The sequence below is a fragment of the Algoriphagus alkaliphilus genome (genome assembly GCF_900103735.1).
GTDB classification, from domain to species: Bacteria; Bacteroidota; Bacteroidia; order Cytophagales; family Cyclobacteriaceae; genus Algoriphagus; species Algoriphagus alkaliphilus.
In genome coordinates, this window is record NZ_FMXE01000005.1 from 32,502 (window position 1) to 51,642 (window position 19,141).

Genomic DNA, 19,141 nt, shown 5'->3' on the forward strand with positions numbered 1-19,141 from the left:
AGTTAACTAATAATGAACAACCGACAACTTTTTCTTTCCCACTTAGCGCAAACCACCGATTTCCCATTAATGATCGAAGTGGAGAAGGCCGAGGGCATCTACCTATATGGGCCAAAAGGTGAAAAATACATTGATCTCATCTCTGGAATAGGGGTGAGTAATGTGGGTCATCGACATCCCAAGGTATTAAAGGCCATCCATGATCAACTGGACAAATATCTTCACCTCATGGTGTACGGAGAATATGTACAGACTCCTCAAACACTTTTGGCAAAAGCCCTTTGCGATACCCTCCCCTCTCATTTGGACAATGTGTACTTGGTCAATAGTGGTTCGGAGGCAATCGAAGGAGCACTCAAACTAGCCAAGCGCTACACCAACCGAAGGGAGCTGATTTCATGTGTAGATGCCTACCACGGTTCGAGTCACGGTTCCCTTAGTGTAGGAGGAAATGAGTTATTTAAGCGTGCTTATCGACCTTTGCTTCCGGGAATAAAACACATTGTTTATGGTAGCTATTCGGATTTGGAGAAAATCACAGGCGATACTGCCGCTGTAGTTATAGAAACTATCCAAGGCGAAGCTGGTATCCGGGTGGCTTGTCGGGAATATTTCAAAGCACTTAGAACGCGTTGTGATGAAACCGGGACGCTTTTGATTTTGGATGAAATTCAGGCAGGGTTTGGACGAACGGGTAAATTCTGGGCCTTTGAGCATTTTGAGTTTGTACCTGATATACTCGTCTGCGCAAAAGGAATGGGAGGAGGAATGCCAATCGGTGCGTTCATTGCCAACAAGGAAGTCATGGTTGTTTTCAAAAACAACCCCCTATTAGGCCATATTACCACATTTGGGGGACATCCTGTCAGCGCATCAGCATCCCTAGCCACAATCCAAATTCTTCTGGAAGAAAAGCTGATCGAGCAGGTTGAAGCAAAGGCAAATCTTTTTAAAAAACTGCTTGTCCATCCAAAAATCAATGGATTTCGAAATAAAGGATTAATGATGGCTTTAGAGTTTGAGTCTTTTGAAGTGCTCAAGCCCATCATTGATCGGGCGATTGAATTAGGTGTGATTTCCGATTGGTTTTTGTTTTGCGATGACTCGATGCGAATCGCCCCACCTTTGATTATAACAGAAGAGCAAATTAGAGCTGCGTGTAAAGTAATTTTAAGAGCGATAGATGAGAATTGAAAAAAGGGATTTTCTTTGTAAAAACAGCCTTTAACAAATGGATCAAAAGAGATGTCCTCACTGCGGAAAATGGTCTTCATGGGAAATGAACCTGGATGACGTTTGCGAAAATTGTGGACAAGCCCTTGGTGGAAAAGACCTGGAAAATCAGAAGAAGCGAATTGCTGATAAAAAACTAAACGAAGAAAACTGGATGTTCAACATCAAGGACACCGACTCAAACTTCACCAAAAAAGCCAAAAAAGTTGGTAATTTCTTTTATACGATCTACATGGCCATCATCACTTTTATTCTTTGGCTGATTGCCGCTCTTCCGGGTTAAGAAAATGTCGGTCCTTAAAAATCCATTTTTTTTTATCCCGGTTTTACTTTTTTTGATTAATCAATTGCTGGAAAAATCATTCAGAATTTTCATTCCCCTCGTTCACGCTTACTTGGATGACCTTTTGGCAATCCCTGTCATCTTGGGAACAACACTTCAAATATATAGGCTGATTCACCCAAAAAAAGATGACTTTTCATTCACCAAAATCCAAATTCTCATTGCTTTAATCTATGTTTCTGTGGTATTTGAATGGTTTTTGCCCAAATTCTCAACTGCATACACCTCAGATCTGGTTGATGTAGTCTGTTATGCTTTAGGTGCTTTTTACTTTTATTTTTTGATAAATCCCCCAATTAAATTCGGACTGAAATAAAGAAAGCCTAGGAATCAATTGATGGACATACTTGCTTTTTAATCTTTCACTTATCTTTTAGAAAAATTTCCAAGAAATGAGAAAACCACTTACGATTTTGGGTTCATTGACCCTAACAGGCATCATCGGACTCCTGTTTTTTATCTATTGGCACAGCCCTCGATACGGAGGAGAACTTTCCATTTCCGGCCTGAAAGAAAAAGTAGAAGTGAATTTCGATATGTATGGAATTCCACACATCTATGCGCAAAATGAAGCCGATGCCTATCGGGCTTTGGGTTATGTGCATGCACAGGACCGGCTTTTCCAGTTGGAAATGATGCGTCGGGTTGGTTCAGGTACACTTGCTGAGTTTTTGGGAAAAGACTTGCTTGAGATCGATCAGTTTTTTCATACCCTTGGAATCCCGAAACATGCGAAAGAAAGTTCCGCCGCATTTTTATCCCAAGGTGAAACTCCCTGGAAAAAAGCCGCAGAAGCCTATCTGGAAGGGGTAAACGAATTTATCCAACGCGGCATACTTCCCGTGGAATACTTGCTTTTAGGTGAGAAACCAAGGCCATACACCATTGAGGATATGCATTCGATAGTCGGATACATGTCATTTACCTTTGCGATGGGATTAAAAACCGATCCTCTAGTGACCAGGATCGCCAGAGATCTTGGATCCGAATACATGAGCTCTTTATCTGTTCAAACTCTCCCCGAACATCATGTTATCCCATTAAATTACCCCGATTCCTTAAACTCGAATTTAAGTCCTGTTGGCTCGACTTTGTCAGCATTATTGGGAAATATACCCGTTCCATTACTGGAAGGAAGCAATTCATGGGTGATTGCGGGAAGCCGCACCAAGTCAGGCAAAGTGCTATTCAATAACGATACACACATTGGTTTCTCCTCTCCTTCCGTTTGGTACGAAGCCCATCTTGAGTACCCTGGTTTCAGCTTTTATGGGAATCATCTGGCAGGAGTTCCCTTTGGATTGGTTGGCCATAGCAGACATCACAGTATTGGCCTCACGATGTTTGAAAACGACGATCAGGACTTTTTTGAAGAAAAACTGAATCCTGCCAACGCGAATGAAATCATGATTGGCGAGGTCTCATACCCCATCACTTCAAGAAAAGAAATCATACAGGTAAAAGGTGAAAAATCCATTGAATTTGAAATCAGGGGAACCAAACATGGACCCATTATGAATTCTGTGGTCAAAGAAATTGGTAACCTAACTTCCAACCCCGTGACCTCGTGGTGGGTGTATATTTTAGAACCTACCAAAGCAATGGAAGCCATTTACAAAATGAACCACGCAGGAAATATTCAGGAAGTAGCTGATGCAGCAAGTTTGATCCATGCACCGGGACTGAACATCATGTATGGAGACAGCTTGGGTAATATCGCCTGGTGGGCAGCAGCCAAACTTCCCATCCGTGGCGAAAAAGTCCATTCCAAGATTTTTGCTGATGGTTCAGACCCTGAAGCTCAACCCAAAGGCTGGTATCCTTTCACAGACAACCCTCAAAGCATAAATCCTGAAAGTGGATTTGTAGCTTCTGCCAACAATCAGCCCGATACACTTAGAAATGGCGTCTTTTTCCCGGGATATTATTATCCGGGAGATCGATGGAACCGAATCGCAAAAGCGATACTGGCAAAGGAAGATTGGGATATGGAATCCTCGAAGGCTCTTCAGGTAGAAACAGTAAATGAAACTCATCCCAAAAATGCCCAGTTCATGCTGGCTCTAATTAACCAAAATGACTTTGAGTCTAATTCAGCGGTACTGCAAGTATTACAAAACTGGGATGGAAACCACGAACTGAATTCAAATATTCCCACTGTCTATTACAAATGGCTTTATCATACACTTCGGCTTGCCATGATGGATGAGCTTGGTGAAGATGGGTTTAAGGCCTATTTGGAGACTTTTATGATGATTAGAAGTACAAGACATTTTCTCACCGATGCTGAAAATCGCTGGTGGGACAGGAAAGGAACAGCAACTATTGAAAGTCGCTCAGAAATTATTTCCGAAGCCTTGAAACTCACCTTGGAAGAACTTTCTGATCAATTTGGCAAAAATCCGAAGGATTGGAAATGGGAAAAGGCCGTGGTCGCCGAACACCCGCATCCTTTGGGAAGTCAGAAACCATTGGATAAAATCTTTAATGTCCGTACTGAGGCCATTCCTGCCAATGAGGAATCTATCAATAAACTTGCATTCAAACTTAGCGGAGCGGGAATTTACAAAGTGACTTCAGGCCCTGCGATGCGAATAATTTTGGATTTTGCTGATGTAGATGGTTCCGTTTCTGTTTTACCGACAGGAAACTCCGGCAATCGATTTAGCAAACACTATGCGGATCAAAAGCAGCTTTACGCGAAAGGAAAATATCGCCCCCAATTAATGAATGAAACCGAAATCAAGAATAAAGCTAAAGGAAAACTAGTTCTTATCCCCTCCAATTAACAAGAACAAAAAATCAGATTTCCCATGAAAGACTCTTGGCTGAGTTTATCCGGATTTTCCAAATATTTAAACCTAACTGTTGCAATATGGGTTTTATAGAAAAATTAGGAATGAAGAAGAAAGAGCCAATAAATTTCGAAATCCAAAAATCTGAATCTGAGTGGGAAACCTTACTCGATCCTCAGTCTTTTCATGTGTTGCGGGAAAAAGGAACCGAGCGGCCCTTTACGGGACAATATTACCTAAATAAGGATACCGGGATCTATGAATGCAAAGCCTGTGGAAATGAGATTTTTCACTCGTCCAAAAAATACGATAGCGGTTGCGGTTGGCCAAGTTTCACGGACCCAATAAAATCTGAAGCCATCGTGGTGAATATGGATTACAGCCACTTCATGATCCGGGAGGAAATTGTATGCGGGAAGTGTGGAGGGCATTTAGGCCACCGTTTTCCTGACGGACCAAAAGATCAGGGAGGCATTCGCTATTGCATCAATTCGCTGAGTATGGATTTTAAAAAAGGGTAAATTAACATAACTATAAAAGCAATTAATTGCATAACTTATCCCTATTTACTGCTGCAGAGACTTTTTTAAGGCAAAAGCAAGAAATTGAATTAGCCGCGAACATCAAAAAAACAAAGTGCTGATTCTTCGTTGGGCGTTTTTAGGACTTCTTTTGATGAAGAACTAGAGCAAATTTATTTTTTCTCAACAGTCGGCTTTACCTCCCTGAAGTACTCCCGATCAAATACGCGGGAATAAATCCACGTAGGCACTTTGTCATGGAATGGCATTAGATCTTTAAGCACGGCTTGTTGGCTCTGATGCGCTTGAATTACATCCAAAGTCCTTGGGAAATATGCCTGGGTCTTAATGGAAAAATCGGGCTGGGGTAAACCTAAAGTAGAATCGTCAGGGTAATTTTTCTGGAAGCCTGAAGAAAGTTTCAGCGCTAGCTTTACTTGCTTTTTGCAAAGAGTCACCTGATACATTTCTTCAGGTGTAAAGTCTGGAAACCCTTTGTTTTCCAAAAAAACTTCCTCTACAGCCTGTCCTGTAAGGCGATGATCCGGATGCCCGTAGAGTCCTACTTTTGAATCATAGCTGATCAATACATCCGGATTAATTTCTTTTATAAGATTTCTGATGATTTCCTTTAGGGAATCAAGACCCATTTTTTCTAAACCGCTGTCAGGATAGTTTTTTAAATGGAGTCCATCGGCACCGATTAACTCAGCCGCCTTCTGCATTTCATCTGTACGAAGCCTTGCCAATGTAACTTCATCCGCTATACCTGCGGAATTGCCCTTTTCACCTCTTGTAAGGCAGACCATCTGAATCTCATGCCCTTCATCCTTCAGCTTCATCAAAGTGCCTGCTACGGTAACCTCATCGTCCGGATGCGGAAAAATTACCAATACCCGTTGCTTGTGCGCTCCTTCTACCAATTGCTCTTGCTCGGGAATATCATGATCATGAAGCTGATTTCTACCAAATAGGATCAAAATCCAAGGTGAAAGCATTAAAATGAAGCCGATAATCCCGAGCGAAACAATTACTAGTTTTTTCATCTGGTTATTATTTGATTTTTTTGGTCAGATGGAATCTCGCATAAGTACTGATTTTTGTTCTTTATGATTATACGCTATTCTGCCAGTAAGCAAATTTAATAACTCATTTGGGCCGGATGTCGGGTGTCCGATGTCCGATGAAGCCTAACGTTTGGTGTTTTTAGGCAATTTTAAGTCTATTCAAAAGCTACTGGCAAAGTTCCGTACATACATCTTGTTCTTTTTGACATTTTCGTTATGCCTGTCTGCCTCAGGCAGGCTCGATTTCATTCGAATCTCCTCTTCAAATTTCCCAGGTACGTAACCAAATCACGGATATCCCGCTTGCTTAAAAGCTCTCCCATACCAGGCATACTGGACGGAGCCAACTTGGTAGACTTGATGTCTTTTCTTGGAATCATTTTTTCGTCCGTTCCAATTTTCAGTGTAACTCCTCCCGGTAGATCCGTCATCAGTGTACCGGAAATACTTTCTCCGGAATTCAGCTCCAAAGTCACAAATCCATAGCCCGGAGCTAATCTTTTACTCGGTTCCACCAAGGCAATAAGCAACTCCTCTTTTGATAAAACATTCCCAATCCCATCCAGAGCAGGCCCTGCATTTCCTCCCATGTCATTGTAAGCATGACAGCGGATACACTGTGCCGTTTGATTTTCAAAGAAAATAGTTCGCCCTCTTCGATTGTTTCCTTCCGCCAAAGCACCGGAATATTTTCTCCATGTCTCATCGCCAGCTTTCTTTTCCAAAATAGCGGCAAACTCAGTCTGGAGTTCGGGAGATTTAGTCTCCACTATCGCTTCTTCAAGTTCAATCCAAGTTCCTTCGGCAAGTTTTCCCCGATCAAAATCTGTAAGTATCTGTTTCCAAACAGGAAACTCCTTACTTCCTTCCAGCTTGGATAGGGTCAGCAAGGCCGTTTGCTTTTCAGGTACAGTTCTTTTCTGAATAATATCAGTCAAAAGCGCAATTTTTTGGTCCTTTGGAAGGCTAGTTTCGGCTAATAATGATAATCCCGCAACTCGAACGGATTGGGAATTATCACCCATCGCTTGAGAGATTGCCTCTCCAAGATTTGATGCATTTAGGGTCATTAATGAATTTAAAGCCTGAATTTTAACCAAATCAGAAGGATCTGATTTCAACTTAGTCAACAAAAGATCTGCAATATCAGACATGCCAAGTTTTCCGGCAGCTTTTACTGACTCCAGACGAAGTGACTCTTCTTTTGTGCTGATCTGAGCAATCAAAACTGGTTTTACCTGATCACGAATCAGAGCCGGATCCCTGGAAACCACTCCTCTATGCCTCCCATCCACACGATCCAAAAGCGAAGGCTTAGCCCAAGTACCAATTGCGGCTAAAGCTTCAGTTTTCAAAGCTACCGGATTATTCACTTTTCCCAGATAAGCAATGAGCTGATTTAGGTTTTCTTCTTTACCCACCCGCTGATTGGCACTGATTGCTCTGCGGATTAGTGCTTCATTTTGAAAAGGAGTGGTGCTTAACAAAGCACCTAAAGCAGGAAGAGCTGCTGGAACAGAAAAATCGTCATGAATCGCACGAGCCGCTTCAGTGACAATCAACTCTTCAGAATCTGAAAGAAACTTAACCAGCTCAGGGGACTCCAACCTTCTCAAGGCTAAAACCGCCCCCATTCTTACTGCCTTGGAAGGATGAGTGGAAAGTGCTGAGATGGCATCCACTTTACCAATTCTGAACAGAGCCAGACTTGCTGCATGACGGATGTAGGCATCGGTATCATTATTTTCTTCCAAAAGGGTAATTAAAGATTGAACCGCAGCAGCATGACTTGTTCTTCCCAAAGCCTCAGCACTGAAAAACCGAACCCTTGAATTCTCATCTTTCAGCCCGGCAATCAACTCAGAACCTGCTTTCGGATATCTAATGTCTCCAATCCACTTGGCAGCCTGAGCCCTGATCTCAGGATCGGAATCTTTCAATAATGGAACTAAAGCATCCGCAAAAGCCATATCATCCATCCTTCCCAATTGACTCAGGCCAACTATCGAATGTACTCGAGCCTGTTGATTACTTTTATCTTTGATTACCTCCTGAAATATAGCCGCCCCTTTTTTGCCCCTCTTGGCGAGTTCAAATTGTGCTTTTCTACGAACACGCTGATCTTCAAAAAACAGTTTTGACTTTAAGTCCTTTTCTGAAAGGGTCTTGTAATTAGCCTGCAATTCTGTTTCTGTCAGTTTTTGAAGATCCCAACCTGTAGCTGTTTCGTCTTTCAAAGTCCAAATTCTACCGTAATTTTTATCATCCCAGCCTGTGATAAAATCAGCCATATACAAGGTGCCATCCGGTCCAAAATCCAAGCCTGTAGCCAACAATCCTCCGACAATTTTTTCTGTTTTGGTTAGCTCAAATGTGGCTCCCTTTGGCCGAAGTTGGAAAGCATGTACGCCTGAATTGGCAGGATTTCCAACAAACTCAGCTACAAAAAAGTGGTCTTTCCATTTTTGTCCCAATCCGGTACCAGGATTGAAAACCATTCCAGTTGGCCCATTTACGTAGTTTTGAATGCAGGGAGTAATGTACGCCGCCTGACCTTCCCATCGTGGGAGATAAAGCTTCTCATCCATCCACACTTTATAGGTATTGTTATCTGGGTCACGATATTTTCCAAATTGCCAATTGATTCGCCAGCCGGTATCAGATCCATTGGTCAAATAAACCAAGCGCTCTCTTTCGCCGGCATGATCTCCGTCATTATCTACGGAAATAAGATTGTTAAATTGGTCAAAAACAAACTCATGGGTATTTCTGACACCCATTGCGAAAATTTCAAAATCACTTCCATCGGGATTTGCACGTGCAATCACACCACGATTGGGATATTTCCATTCTGTCCCGTCAGCACTTTTGCCATTAAATCCGATATCACCGATTCCCCAGTATATTTTTCCTTCAGGCCCCATTTTTATACCGGACATTCCATGCCCTCCAAACCCAACGTGAATGCCATATCCATGGGACAGGGATGTTTTTTCATCCATAATTCCGTCACCATTTTTATCCAAAAATTTCCAAAGATCAGGACCGGCCGCGACATATAGTGCGTCTTCAGTTTTCATTAGCCCTCCGGCAACATCGGTCACTTCCTCGTTCAAATCCTGCATCATGATCTGAGACCAATCTGCAAATCCGTCGCCGTTGGTATCTTTAAGTTTGAAAACTTCATTCTTCTCCAAGGTCATGTCTCTCCAATCGTGAGATCCGTCGCCGTTCAAGTCTGCCAGCCAAGTATTCTCGGCGGATCGCTCAGGAGACAATTCATCATGAAGAAATGCCCGCTTGTCCTCGATAGTTTGTAAACCGATGGAGCGGATTTCCCAACTCTGATGACCTCTAATGTCGAATTCTGAATTATTTCGTCGGGGAGAGCGTGAATAAAAAACCTCTCCAAATTCATTGACCTGAATCGAAATGGGATCTTTTACCAAGGAATCCACTGCCCATACAGAAAGCTTCAGCCCGTCTGCAAGAATAGGATTAATGGACTTGACCGCAGCTTCAGCTAAAGGTGTGATTTCTTCTATAGTGAGCGTTTTGATGCGAAGATCAACAGGCTCAGACTTCTTACAAGCTGTGAAAAAAGTCATGGTACCCAGCAAAAGTGCTAGGACAAAAGTGAGTTTGTTTTGTGAATTAAACATATAATAGGCTGATTCGAACCTCCAAAATAGATAAATTGAAATTCGAATGCATGCCGTTGATATAAACGATGCTAAAAACAAAAAACCCGATCAAGGATCGGGGTTTTGTTTACTTTAACCACTAACAACCATAAATCAAAAAAAATTGACTTTAAGCGATTTTGCTTTGGAGTCTTGTAGTCGATACGGGAATCGAACCCGTGTTTTATCCGTGAAAGGGATACGTCCTAACCCCTAGACGAATCGACCATACTATTTAAAAATTTCAAAATCACTGATCTAATTTATTGAAAATCAGCGACTAGTAGTCGGTACGGGAATCGAACCCGTGTTTTATCCGTGAAAGGGATACGTCCTAACCCCTAGACGAACCGACCATTAAAACCCCTGAAAAACATGCTTTTCCGTAAGGTTGTGCAAATATAGCTGGTCAGATTTACAAAGCCAAAATCGGCACAAAAATTTCTTTGGCAAATAAGGTAAAAACCTGAACCAAAGCCTTAAAATTTTGCTTAAACCAATCTCAGGTTTTTATCTAATTTCGTCCTGAGAAAATCTGCACATGTCAAATCAAACTCCTCAAACAAGAATTGCTATAAATGGATTTGGTCGAATAGGCCGATATACCGCAAAGCTTCTCTTTTTAAATCCAAGATTACGCTTGGTTGCGATAAATGATCTGGCTGATCCTACAGCCATCGCACATTTACTGAAATACGATTCTGTACATGGCAAATTTGAAGAGAAAGTTTCATTGAATGAACATACCCTTTTTATCAATGATTATCCGATTGAACTTTTCTCCAAATCAAATCCCGAAGAATTACCATGGAAAGAGTTGGATATCGACGTTGTCATCGAATGTACAGGAAGGTTCACTACCCGTGAAGGAGCCCAAAAACACCTGAAAGCAGGTGCGAAAAAAGTTATTATCTCAGCACCTGTTCAAGACCTGAGTATTCCGATGGTGGTTTTGGGAGTAAATGATTCGATTCTGGATGGGACGGAAACGATCATTTCAAACGCATCTTGCACTACCAATTGCCTCGCTCCCATGATCCAGGTTTTGGATGAAAATTTTGGTGTTCTAAAAGGCTTTGCTTCTACCGTGCATTCCTATACCAATGACCAAAACCTTCATGATGCGCCACACCGCGATTTGAGAAGGGCCCGTGCTGCCGCTTATTCTATTATCCCCACTACCACCAATGCAGGCAAAGCATTGGATATTATTTTACCTGCCTTAGCAGGTAAAATCGAAGCTTCGGCGATGCGCGTACCTGTTCCCGATGGTTCATTGACGGATTTGATAGTGGAATTAAAGCAGGAAGTCACTGCTGAACAAATCAACCATGCCTATAAAAATGCAGAAGATGGAAAATTGAAAGGCCTTTTGCAGGTAGAATCAGATCCAATTGTCTCTATGGATATTTTGGGAAACCCGAATTCCTGCATCATTGACGAGGCGCTCACCTCGGCAAAAGGCAATCTGGTAAAAGTCGTTGGCTGGTATGATAATGAGTCAGGCTATGCAAACCGACTGGTTGATCTGGTCGAAAAAATATCAAATACTTAAGACTTCACGCGGTTAAGAGCCAATAGCTTCACTAAAAGCTTTGGTAGGTTCTTTTTGTGGTCTCGCTTTTTCAAGTTGAGATAAAGATTCCACTTCTGAAGAATTGGGACGCGGTGAGTTTCCACAAATTCAATCAAGGTCTGGTCATAGTCCTCTAGGTAACCAAAATGCCCAGAAGCACTCCCCATATCAAAACTATTCTCACTGTCCACAGTAAATGGATATCCTGCTTCTCCAGCCTTTTTCTTCAGATCTTTCATCCCGTTTACATCGAGACAGCAATGGATAAATCCCAAATCACCCCAAAGACGATCTTTAAAGATATGACGGCCTTGCCTTTCCTTTACTTCAATCAATTCGATTTGAGCAGGGCAAAGTAAAGCTCCAAATGCACCGGGATTACACTTTCCTGGCATTGCAAGCAGTGCTCGTTTATAGGTGAATTTTTCACCTGGAATGTCGGAATAAGCACCTTCTTCTTGATAATTTAAAACTGAAAAACCCAGAATATCACGATAGAGTAGAATAGACTTTTCAAGGTCAGAAACACCAATGACCACCCCTAACACTCCTCCTGTTGGGGATGAATTCTCAGAAAACCAACTGGAATCTTCCACAACCTGGAAAATATTATCAAAGGGATCCTTTAGGAAAAATGAACCCATTCCATTGGGTGTCTTTGCAACTTCCGTCAGAATTTCGGCATTCTGGTTTTCCAAATGTTTAAAAGCTCTCTGGATATCCCTCACACGAATTTTCACTGCATAAATCCCCAAATCTCCCGGCAAAATTTCGAAATTAGTAGAATTGGGAGTTCGACTGGTGAATTGCCAGATTTCAAACCCCCCTCCTCCCTGCATATTCAAGGCCAGTACAGCATGTCGTGACTCTGCTATCCCATTGGTGTAGCGGGTCATCAAGTTGGCAGTAGCTTCATCTTCAAATACCGGCACATCCATCGAAAAAGCTTTCCGATACCAAGACCAAGCCTGATGAAGGTCTTTTACTCCTATTCCTATTTGTTGAATTCCATTAATTTGGTATGACTTATCAGGAGTTTGTATCATGATGTAATAGTATTGCGTAAGAATTTTTTAGCTTTTCCGGAGCCACGCCAAAATAAAAAAGCGTAAACACATACAAGTTAGCTAGTTGAACTCTTAGCCAGGAATTCTCCCGATACTTTCTCGCTGACACTGTCATACTCTTCGGAATGATATAAAACTTAGTCTGTTTTTTGATTCTTTTCACTAATTCAAAATCTTCCATCAGACAAAAGTTGGTATCATATCCTCCCAATGTATTGAAAAAATCACGTGTTATAAACAAAGTCTGGTCTCCTCCACCTGAAAAAAGCCCATTAAAACGTGTAAACCAGGAATTTAACCTCAACAAAAAAGATTCTGAGTCAAATCTGTAACGGTAACAACCTGCCCTATAGCCTTTAATCAAAGCTTTTTGGAGATCAGATGCAAATGAGCCTAATGGTCTCGTATCCGCATGAACAAAATACAGGATATTCGCAGTAGCATGTCTAGCCCCTAAATTCATCTGGACGGCTCTTGATTTTTGTTCTGAAATTAAGACCCTAGCCCCCAAAGACGCTGCGATTTGGCAGGTTGAGTCTGTGCTGCCTCCGTCTACCACGATTATTTCATTGATAAAATCTCCTCCTTGCCTTAACAAAAAGGGAATCAGCTCCTTGATACTTTCAGCTTCATTGAGCGTAGGTATGATCACTGACAAATTCATCATCGCTACTAGTTCACCAATTTGATCAAATAATTTTTTATTGGACTTTGCATTTCAGCTTTGACCATAATTCCATTTTCATAATAGTAGCGGTTGGTATTTCCGTTTATCGTTACCTCGTAGACGTTAGTTGATATCTTTTTTACTTTGGAAACGAGTCCAAAAACTTCCCCCAAGAAATCTTGATTTGCCTTTGGTTCATGAAAAAAAAGCATGACACTACTTAATGTAATGAGATCATAAATAGGTTTGGAATTTTCAAACTTATATGTGGATGCATCCACCTCATAATGCCTTCCATTCCATTTAACTTCCGATTGAAAATCACCCTTGTTGCTTTTGGAAAAACTTCTTGTCCAAACGACTTGATTATTCGCAAACCGTGAATCTAACCGGAAGTCCACGTTGACTTTGCCAAAAAACCAAAAGCTCACATTGCTCTTCACTTTGTAAAGCGTACTATCGGAGCTTTTGGATCTATTTGCTGTCATTTCTCCTATTTTAAAACCCAGTACTGTAATCTCATAGTTTCGCTCATTGCTTTGATTTTGAGCAAATCCATCACCCAATACAAAGACTAACACCACTACGAGTGGGATTAACTTTTTACTAACAGCAGCCCCCGCCGTCGTAGAAATAAGTGGATTCTGAAACATAGATGTCATTTCTACCCAAGTTATGAATTGCAGCGGCAGTTTTATCACAAATTGACAATGGCTGATTGTTCATTAAAATATGACCCTTGTGATCATCGAAATATTCGTCGCTTCCAAAATAGATTGCGGCTTTACCCGTGAAAATGCATGGGCCGTCGGCTGGCATCGGATCTTTGATGGCACATACTTCAATTGAGTCTAAGAAAATCATCTCCTCAGTATCATATTGACCTGGTGCCAAAATTCGATAGGGGCGCTTAGCGCGAATCTCTACTGTACCAAAGCCTGCATCGGTAATCATCTGAAGGTAATCTTTCATCGAAAGTGAACCACTCAGGCAAAGCGCACGCAGTCTTGAATCATTTCGCAGTGAATCCGGCATGTGGTTTTCGGTAATCGGATCACTAAGTACCAATCTTCCGTAAGGTTTTAATACCCGATACATCTCCGCCAATGCCTGCTTCAAATCTTCTTGCGTAAAAATATTGAAGAGGCAATTTTGTGCGGCCACATCAATACTATTATCATCCACTGGCAGATGCATGGCTGTACCTTTCCGCAATTCCACAAAATCCCGCTGAAACCAAGGGTTTTCATTTTCAGCCACGGCCAGATTTTCCTCGCAAGCAGTTAACATTTCATCCACTACATCGATACCGATCACTCCGGCTTTCTGTCTGGAGAAATAAGCGAATTGAAGCACTTCCATACCTCCACCGACTCCCACATAGAGGATTTTTGGATTATTGACAAGATCACGGGGATGAACGGTGCTACCGCAACCATAATTCATCTCCTGCATAATTTTCGGGATCCGTAATTCTGGCAGTTGCCAAATGGGTGTAGTGGTACAGCATAGACCAACGTCCGGTTTCAAGGCTGCCTGCTTGTAGACATCTACTGTAGTGTCGAGGTAATTATTCATGCGTGATTTGTTTACGGGTATTAAATTGGTTCCAATCTTCTAGGTTGTCTATGTCTGATAGAATTTGTAGGAACTCATAATCCAAGTTTAATTTATCGGCCAAATTCAGCGTTAATTCAAGTACTCGGGAAGTACTCCATGGAATATTATTGAAAATTTCAGGAATAAATTTACTCATCCCCAAAAGGTAATATCCACCATCCTTAGCGGGACCTACTACCAAGTCTGATTGACTTAAAGCCAAGAAAGCGCTGTTGAGATCTCGTCCTGTCAAGTCAGGACAATCTGTCCCTATGATCGCCACGCTTGAATACCCTTTAGCGAAAAGGTGAGCAAAGGCATTTTTCATTCGCTCTCCCAAATTGGTTCCTGACTGCACTTCAAGCTGATACCCTTCCAAATTCCCTTCGGGATTTTCAGGAATATAATCTGAGTAAAACAGAAATTTATCGACCTCCAATTTCTTCACAATTTCATGGGTATAATCAGTCAACCAACGATATACCTCTAAGGCCTGTTCATCTCCTATCGAAGCTGCCAATCGGGTTTTTACTTTGCCCAGCACAGCATTTTTTTGGAAAATAATCAATGCTGCACGGTTCATGCAGTAGCCCCTCCGCAACTGGAACCAGCACCGGCAGTACAACCGAAACAATGATTATTGATTTGAATAGACCGATTAGATAGCGCCGATGAGTCCCATTCTGAGAGGTGAATTGAATTCGGAGTATTCACCTTCATGTCTAGCATTTGGTTGAAATCACAATCGTATATATACCCATCCCATCCTATCGAAATGGTATTTCGGCACATGACACCGGCTGCTGCTGAAGGATTAAATACCGATAAGAGCTTTTCCATGTAATTCTCAAAATTGTCCGAGCGAAGTAGATACTCCAAAAATCTGGAAATCGGAATATTTGTGATGGTAAATAAAGAATTGAACACAATATCAAACCGCTCCTTGAGTTTCTTTTTGAATTCAGCTTCCAATTCAGACTGTGATCCAGGCAGAAATGCTCCGGATGGATTGTAAACCAAGTTTAAAACTAATTCAGAACCTTCAATTCCGTATCCAACCTCATTTAACAATCGTAGCGCACGAATAGATTTTTCGAAAACCCCATCCCCTCGCTGCGCATCCGTTTTCATGGCAGTAAAATAAGGCAAGGATGAAACTACCTCAATGGTATTCCTTTTGAAAAATTCCGGTAAATCGTGGAATTTGGGATTAGCAAGAATGATCGTGAGATTACACCGAACGATTATTTTTATATCGGGTCTGATAGATCGAATCGACTCCACAAACCATCTGAAATCAGGATTCATCTCCGGCGCCCCACCAGTGAGGTCGACACAGTTTAAAAAAGGCTCATTCTGAATCACATCAAGGCAGGACTTCATGGTCTCGCGGGTCATGATCTCCTTCCGGTCGGGTCCTGCATCCACATGACAATGCTTGCACACCTGATTGCACATTTTTCCAAGATTGATCTGAAAAATCTCAAGCGTGGTAGGCTGAAGTGGAAATAATCCAATTCCTTCAAGATGACTTTGAAAATTGTTTTTTTGGCCGCCGGGATGTCTTTCTTCCAATAGTGCCAATTCCTCTTCGGGGTCTGCTAAACTATGCAGCTGCGCTTTGAGTGATTTCATTACATTGATATTTCTTTGATTTTATTCATCATTTGAGTGCTATGTACTAAGGCGGCCCCACCACGAATGGCTGCAGCCACATGGACAGCCTCCATCATCTGCTCTTCGTCACAGCCTTTTTCCAGGGTATCCGTGGTGTAGGCATCAATACAATAGGGACATTGTAAGGCATGGGCTACTCCCAATGCAATAAGCGATTTTTCTCTTGCGGTGAGTGCTCCTTCTTTAAACACTTCCGCATAGTAGGCAAAAAACTTATCCGCCATTGATTTTTGAAGATCTCCGATTGTTCCAAATTTTTTTAAGTCTTCAGGATTATAATAAGTCTTCATTTGTGATTTTTTGAGATGTACGATTAATAGCTAAAGAACGGATTGTTGTACCGTTAAAAATATCAAATGGCGGACATTGTTTAAAAATTTTAAATCTGAACTTGATAAATAAAACATTCCCAAAGACTTCAAATCCTGAAAACTTTTACCAAATTTTAAGTCTATTCATTCTATAGACTTAAAATACTAAAATTATGGCATTACGACTCGGGGACATTGCTCCAGACTTTTCGGCTGAAACTACCGAAGGAACCATCAATTTTCATGAATATCTTGGCACCGGTTGGGGCGTATTATTCTCCCACCCTGCTGATTACACTCCGGTCTGCACAACAGAGCTTGGAGCTGTAGCCAAGCTAAAAGATGAATTTTCAAAAAGAAACACTAAAGTTATTGCTTTAAGTGTAGACGGTTTGGAAAGTCACAGGCTGTGGATTGATGACATCAATGAGACACAAAATACCGTGGTCAATTTCCCAATCATCGCTGATCAGGATCGTAAAGTATCAGAATTATACGACATGATCCACCCCAACTCCAATGAAAACTTTACAGTAAGATCGGTATTCGTCATCGGTCCAGACAAAAAAATCAAGTTGATTATTACTTATCCCGCAAGCACAGGTCGGAATTTCGACGAACTCCTTCGGGTGATTGATTCACTGCAATTAACGGCAAACTATTCGGTAGCAACCCCCGCAAATTGGAAGCACGGAGAAGATGTAGTAGTCGCTCCCGCAATCAAAACCGAGGATATTCCCAACAAATTCCCCAAAGGTCATAAGGTCATCAAACCTTATTTGAGAATGACTCCACAGCCGGATTTGTAAAAAAAGCCCAAAGTTGGGGGCCGAAGAAAGTTCCCAGTTTGACAGTAGACATTTAAAAAATACCCCCATTAAGCGCTTCGCTTTATGAGGGTATTTTTTTTAGGATATATGAACACGGTCAGGATTTGCTTTCATGTATTGATTCTATGATTCCCATCGCATACCTGACAGATTCTTTGATTTGGTCAAAATCGCCTTTAGCAATCAGGTCTTTTCGGAAAAGCTGAGACCCCATGCCTACACATAAGACGCCCACATCAAACCACTTTTTCAAGCTTTCAGCCGTCGGTTCCACTCCTCCTGTCGGGATAATTTCAATTTTCGGCATCACCGCATGAACAGCGGGCACAAATTCAGGGGTCAAAACATTGGCAGGATAGATTTTAACCAACTCAGCTCCTAACTCCTGAGCGAAAAACACTTCCGAAACTGAACCACAACCCGGTATCCAAGGCACGTCTACTTTTGCGCAGTACTCACCCAATTTTGGATTCATCACCGGTGCCACGATAAACTCTGCGCCCATTTCGATGTATTCCTCCGCTTCATAGGGATGATATATTGTCCCGGCACCCAGATAAATCCCCGGGAGCTTATCTGCCGCTGCTCTGATTTTAGGGAAAATCGACTTGGCCTCTTTTCCGCGATTCACCATTTCGATGACTCTTACTCCACCTTCGTAAGCAGCATGAAGCAAATCCAGACAGACCTCTGCGTCGGGATGGAAAAATATAGGCATCATGCCACCGGCATGCATTTTTTTAATAAAGGGCGTGGGATTTCTCATTAACGTTTGATTTTGCCGACAGCTTCACCGCTTGCCAGTTCATTGATTTCTTGAAGGGAACAGAGTAATACATCTCCGGGAACACTGTGCTTGATTGCTCCGGCTGCCATTGCAAATTCAATTGCTTCTTTGGGTTTGAAATGCAGTAAACCATAGATCAGTCCACCGGCAAATGCATCGCCCGTACCAACACGATCCACAATATGAGTGAGCTCATAGGCTTTTGACGAATAGGTTTTTTTACTTCCAAAAAGTGTGGCTGAAATCGTATTGTTAGAAGAACTATGGGAGATTCTGTCCGTTTTCACAATGAACTCCAGCTCAGGAAATCTATGAAAAGCCATGCTTTTCACCTCAATGAAACTTTTAAAATCTTCATTGAGGCATTGTTTGAAATCTCTTGAACCTGCGATAATCACATTGGTGAGTTTCATCAAGTCCGGCATAACCTCATGGGGTTGCTTACCAAATTGCCAAAGGTTGCTTCGATAGTTCAGATCACCACTGACAGTAATTCCTCTATTCCTTGCTTCCTGAAGCGATTTAAGTGTAAGATCAGCGCACTTTTTGGATAAAGCAGGCGTAATACCTGACCAGTGGAACCAATCCACTCCATCAAAAACCTCATCCCAATTTAGGTTTTTCCCATCAAAATTTGAAAAGACAGAATTTACCCGATCATAGATCACCTGCGAACTCCGCTGCATGGCCCCCTGCTCGAGATAGTATACACCCATCCTGCCTGGTAAATGATGGATAAATCGGGTATCAATTCCATTTTTGCGAAGCTGACCAGAAGCGGCCCAGCCAATTTCATTGTCTGGAAACGCGGTCAGGTGTGCAACATGCATTCCCCAATAGGCCAAGGAAGCACCGACATTGGCTTCAGATCCGCCAAATTCCACATCAAAGGAATGAGTCTGGAAAAAACGTTGATTTCCGGGAGGTGAAAGTCTCAGCATTACCTCTCCTAGCGTGACAATTTTCTTCATTGAAGAATATTTTT

Annotated in this window: 17 protein-coding genes and 2 tRNA genes; 6 read left to right on the forward strand and 13 right to left on the reverse strand. The window is 41.9% G+C overall.

Annotation, left to right across the window (positions count from 1 at the left end; genetic code table 11):
• The first annotated feature begins 12 nt into the window (after positions 1–12).
• The 4 genes from BLQ81_RS03840 (at position 13) to msrB (ending at position 4,892) form a co-directional block, all read left to right on the forward strand.
• Positions 13–1,194 (forward strand): aspartate aminotransferase family protein, encoded by a 1,182-nt coding sequence (locus BLQ81_RS03840; protein WP_092728639.1) that lies wholly within the window; start codon positions 13–15, stop codon positions 1,192–1,194.
• Positions 1,195–1,231: 37 nt separating this feature from the next.
• Positions 1,232–1,516 (forward strand): hypothetical protein, encoded by a 285-nt coding sequence (locus tag BLQ81_RS03845; RefSeq protein ID WP_092728640.1) that lies wholly within the window; start codon positions 1,232–1,234, stop codon positions 1,514–1,516.
• 452 nt (positions 1,517–1,968) lie between these two features.
• Positions 1,969–4,365, forward strand: coding sequence for a penicillin acylase family protein (locus BLQ81_RS03855; RefSeq protein WP_092728642.1), 2,397 nt, complete (start codon positions 1,969–1,971; stop codon positions 4,363–4,365).
• Positions 4,366–4,475: 110 nt separating this feature from the next.
• A complete protein-coding gene (gene msrB / locus BLQ81_RS03860; RefSeq protein WP_092728791.1) occupies positions 4,476–4,892 on the forward strand; it encodes a peptide-methionine (R)-S-oxide reductase MsrB in 417 nt (138 codons plus the stop codon).
• 173 nt (positions 4,893–5,065) lie between these two features.
• On the opposite strand, the gene BLQ81_RS03865 is transcribed toward msrB, so the two are convergent.
• The 4 genes from BLQ81_RS03865 to BLQ81_RS03880 all read right to left on the reverse strand — a co-directional run bounded on the left by BLQ81_RS03865 (position 5,066) and on the right by BLQ81_RS03880 (position 9,998).
• A complete protein-coding gene (locus BLQ81_RS03865; RefSeq protein WP_092728643.1) occupies positions 5,066–5,938 on the reverse strand; it encodes a PIG-L deacetylase family protein in 873 nt (290 codons plus the stop codon).
• A gap of 266 nt (positions 5,939–6,204) precedes the next feature.
• Positions 6,205–9,621, reverse strand: coding sequence for a HEAT repeat domain-containing protein (locus BLQ81_RS03870; protein WP_092728644.1), 3,417 nt, complete (start codon positions 9,619–9,621; stop codon positions 6,205–6,207).
• Positions 9,622–9,798: 177 nt separating this feature from the next.
• Positions 9,799–9,870, reverse strand: a tRNA-Glu gene (locus tag BLQ81_RS03875).
• A 56-nt stretch (positions 9,871–9,926) separates the two neighbouring features.
• Positions 9,927–9,998, reverse strand: a tRNA-Glu gene (locus tag BLQ81_RS03880).
• 185 nt (positions 9,999–10,183) lie between these two features.
• Between BLQ81_RS03880 and gap the strand changes: the two genes are divergently transcribed.
• Complete coding sequence (gap, locus tag BLQ81_RS03885) at positions 10,184–11,197, forward strand: type I glyceraldehyde-3-phosphate dehydrogenase (protein WP_092728645.1); 1,014 nt, start codon at positions 10,184–10,186, stop codon at positions 11,195–11,197.
• On the opposite strand, the gene BLQ81_RS03890 is transcribed toward gap, so the two are convergent.
• Genes BLQ81_RS03890 through BLQ81_RS03920 form a run of 7 tightly spaced genes read right to left on the reverse strand, consistent with a single transcriptional unit; the run spans position 11,194 to position 16,518 of the window.
• Complete coding sequence (locus BLQ81_RS03890; RefSeq protein WP_092728646.1) at positions 11,194–12,264, reverse strand: VOC family protein; 1,071 nt, start codon at positions 12,262–12,264, stop codon at positions 11,194–11,196. The two genes, gap and BLQ81_RS03890, sit on opposite strands and share 4 nt — an antisense overlap.
• The gene (locus tag BLQ81_RS03895) at positions 12,248–12,952 is read right to left on the reverse strand and encodes a TIGR04283 family arsenosugar biosynthesis glycosyltransferase (protein WP_317042016.1); all 705 of its coding nucleotides are present in this window, start codon (positions 12,950–12,952) and stop codon (positions 12,248–12,250) included. The genes BLQ81_RS03890 and BLQ81_RS03895 overlap by 17 nt, the downstream gene beginning before the upstream one ends.
• A gap of 5 nt (positions 12,953–12,957) precedes the next feature.
• Complete coding sequence (locus BLQ81_RS03900) at positions 12,958–13,614, reverse strand: DUF6134 family protein (RefSeq protein WP_217636646.1); 657 nt, start codon at positions 13,612–13,614, stop codon at positions 12,958–12,960.
• Positions 13,559–14,530, reverse strand: coding sequence for an arsenosugar biosynthesis arsenite methyltransferase ArsM (gene arsM / locus BLQ81_RS03905; RefSeq protein ID WP_092728648.1), 972 nt, complete (start codon positions 14,528–14,530; stop codon positions 13,559–13,561). Before arsM ends, BLQ81_RS03900 begins: the two co-directional genes overlap by 56 nt.
• Positions 14,523–15,134, reverse strand: coding sequence for a TIGR04282 family arsenosugar biosynthesis glycosyltransferase (locus BLQ81_RS03910; protein WP_092728649.1), 612 nt, complete (start codon positions 15,132–15,134; stop codon positions 14,523–14,525). Before BLQ81_RS03910 ends, arsM begins: the two co-directional genes overlap by 8 nt.
• Positions 15,131–16,186 (reverse strand): arsenosugar biosynthesis radical SAM (seleno)protein ArsS, encoded by a 1,056-nt coding sequence (arsS, locus tag BLQ81_RS03915; protein ID WP_092728650.1) that lies wholly within the window; start codon positions 16,184–16,186, stop codon positions 15,131–15,133. The genes BLQ81_RS03910 and arsS overlap by 4 nt, the downstream gene beginning before the upstream one ends.
• Entirely contained in the window at positions 16,186–16,518 is a 333-nt protein-coding gene (locus BLQ81_RS03920; protein ID WP_092728651.1) for an arsenosugar biosynthesis-associated peroxidase-like protein, read from the reverse strand. Before BLQ81_RS03920 ends, arsS begins: the two co-directional genes overlap by 1 nt.
• Positions 16,519–16,712: 194 nt before the next feature.
• Here BLQ81_RS03920 and BLQ81_RS03925 point away from each other — a divergent pair, with 194 nt between their 5' ends.
• On the forward strand, positions 16,713–17,348 hold the full coding sequence (locus BLQ81_RS03925) for a peroxiredoxin (protein ID WP_092728652.1): 636 nt from the start codon (positions 16,713–16,715) through the stop codon (positions 17,346–17,348).
• 118 nt (positions 17,349–17,466) lie between these two features.
• On the opposite strand, the gene BLQ81_RS03930 is transcribed toward BLQ81_RS03925, so the two are convergent.
• On the reverse strand, positions 17,467–18,135 hold the full coding sequence (locus BLQ81_RS03930; protein ID WP_092728653.1) for a beta/alpha barrel domain-containing protein: 669 nt from the start codon (positions 18,133–18,135) through the stop codon (positions 17,467–17,469).
• The gene (locus BLQ81_RS03935; RefSeq protein ID WP_092728654.1) at positions 18,135–19,127 is read right to left on the reverse strand and encodes a sugar kinase; all 993 of its coding nucleotides are present in this window, start codon (positions 19,125–19,127) and stop codon (positions 18,135–18,137) included. The genes BLQ81_RS03930 and BLQ81_RS03935 overlap by 1 nt, the downstream gene beginning before the upstream one ends.
• Between the last annotated feature and the right edge of the window lie 14 nt (positions 19,128–19,141).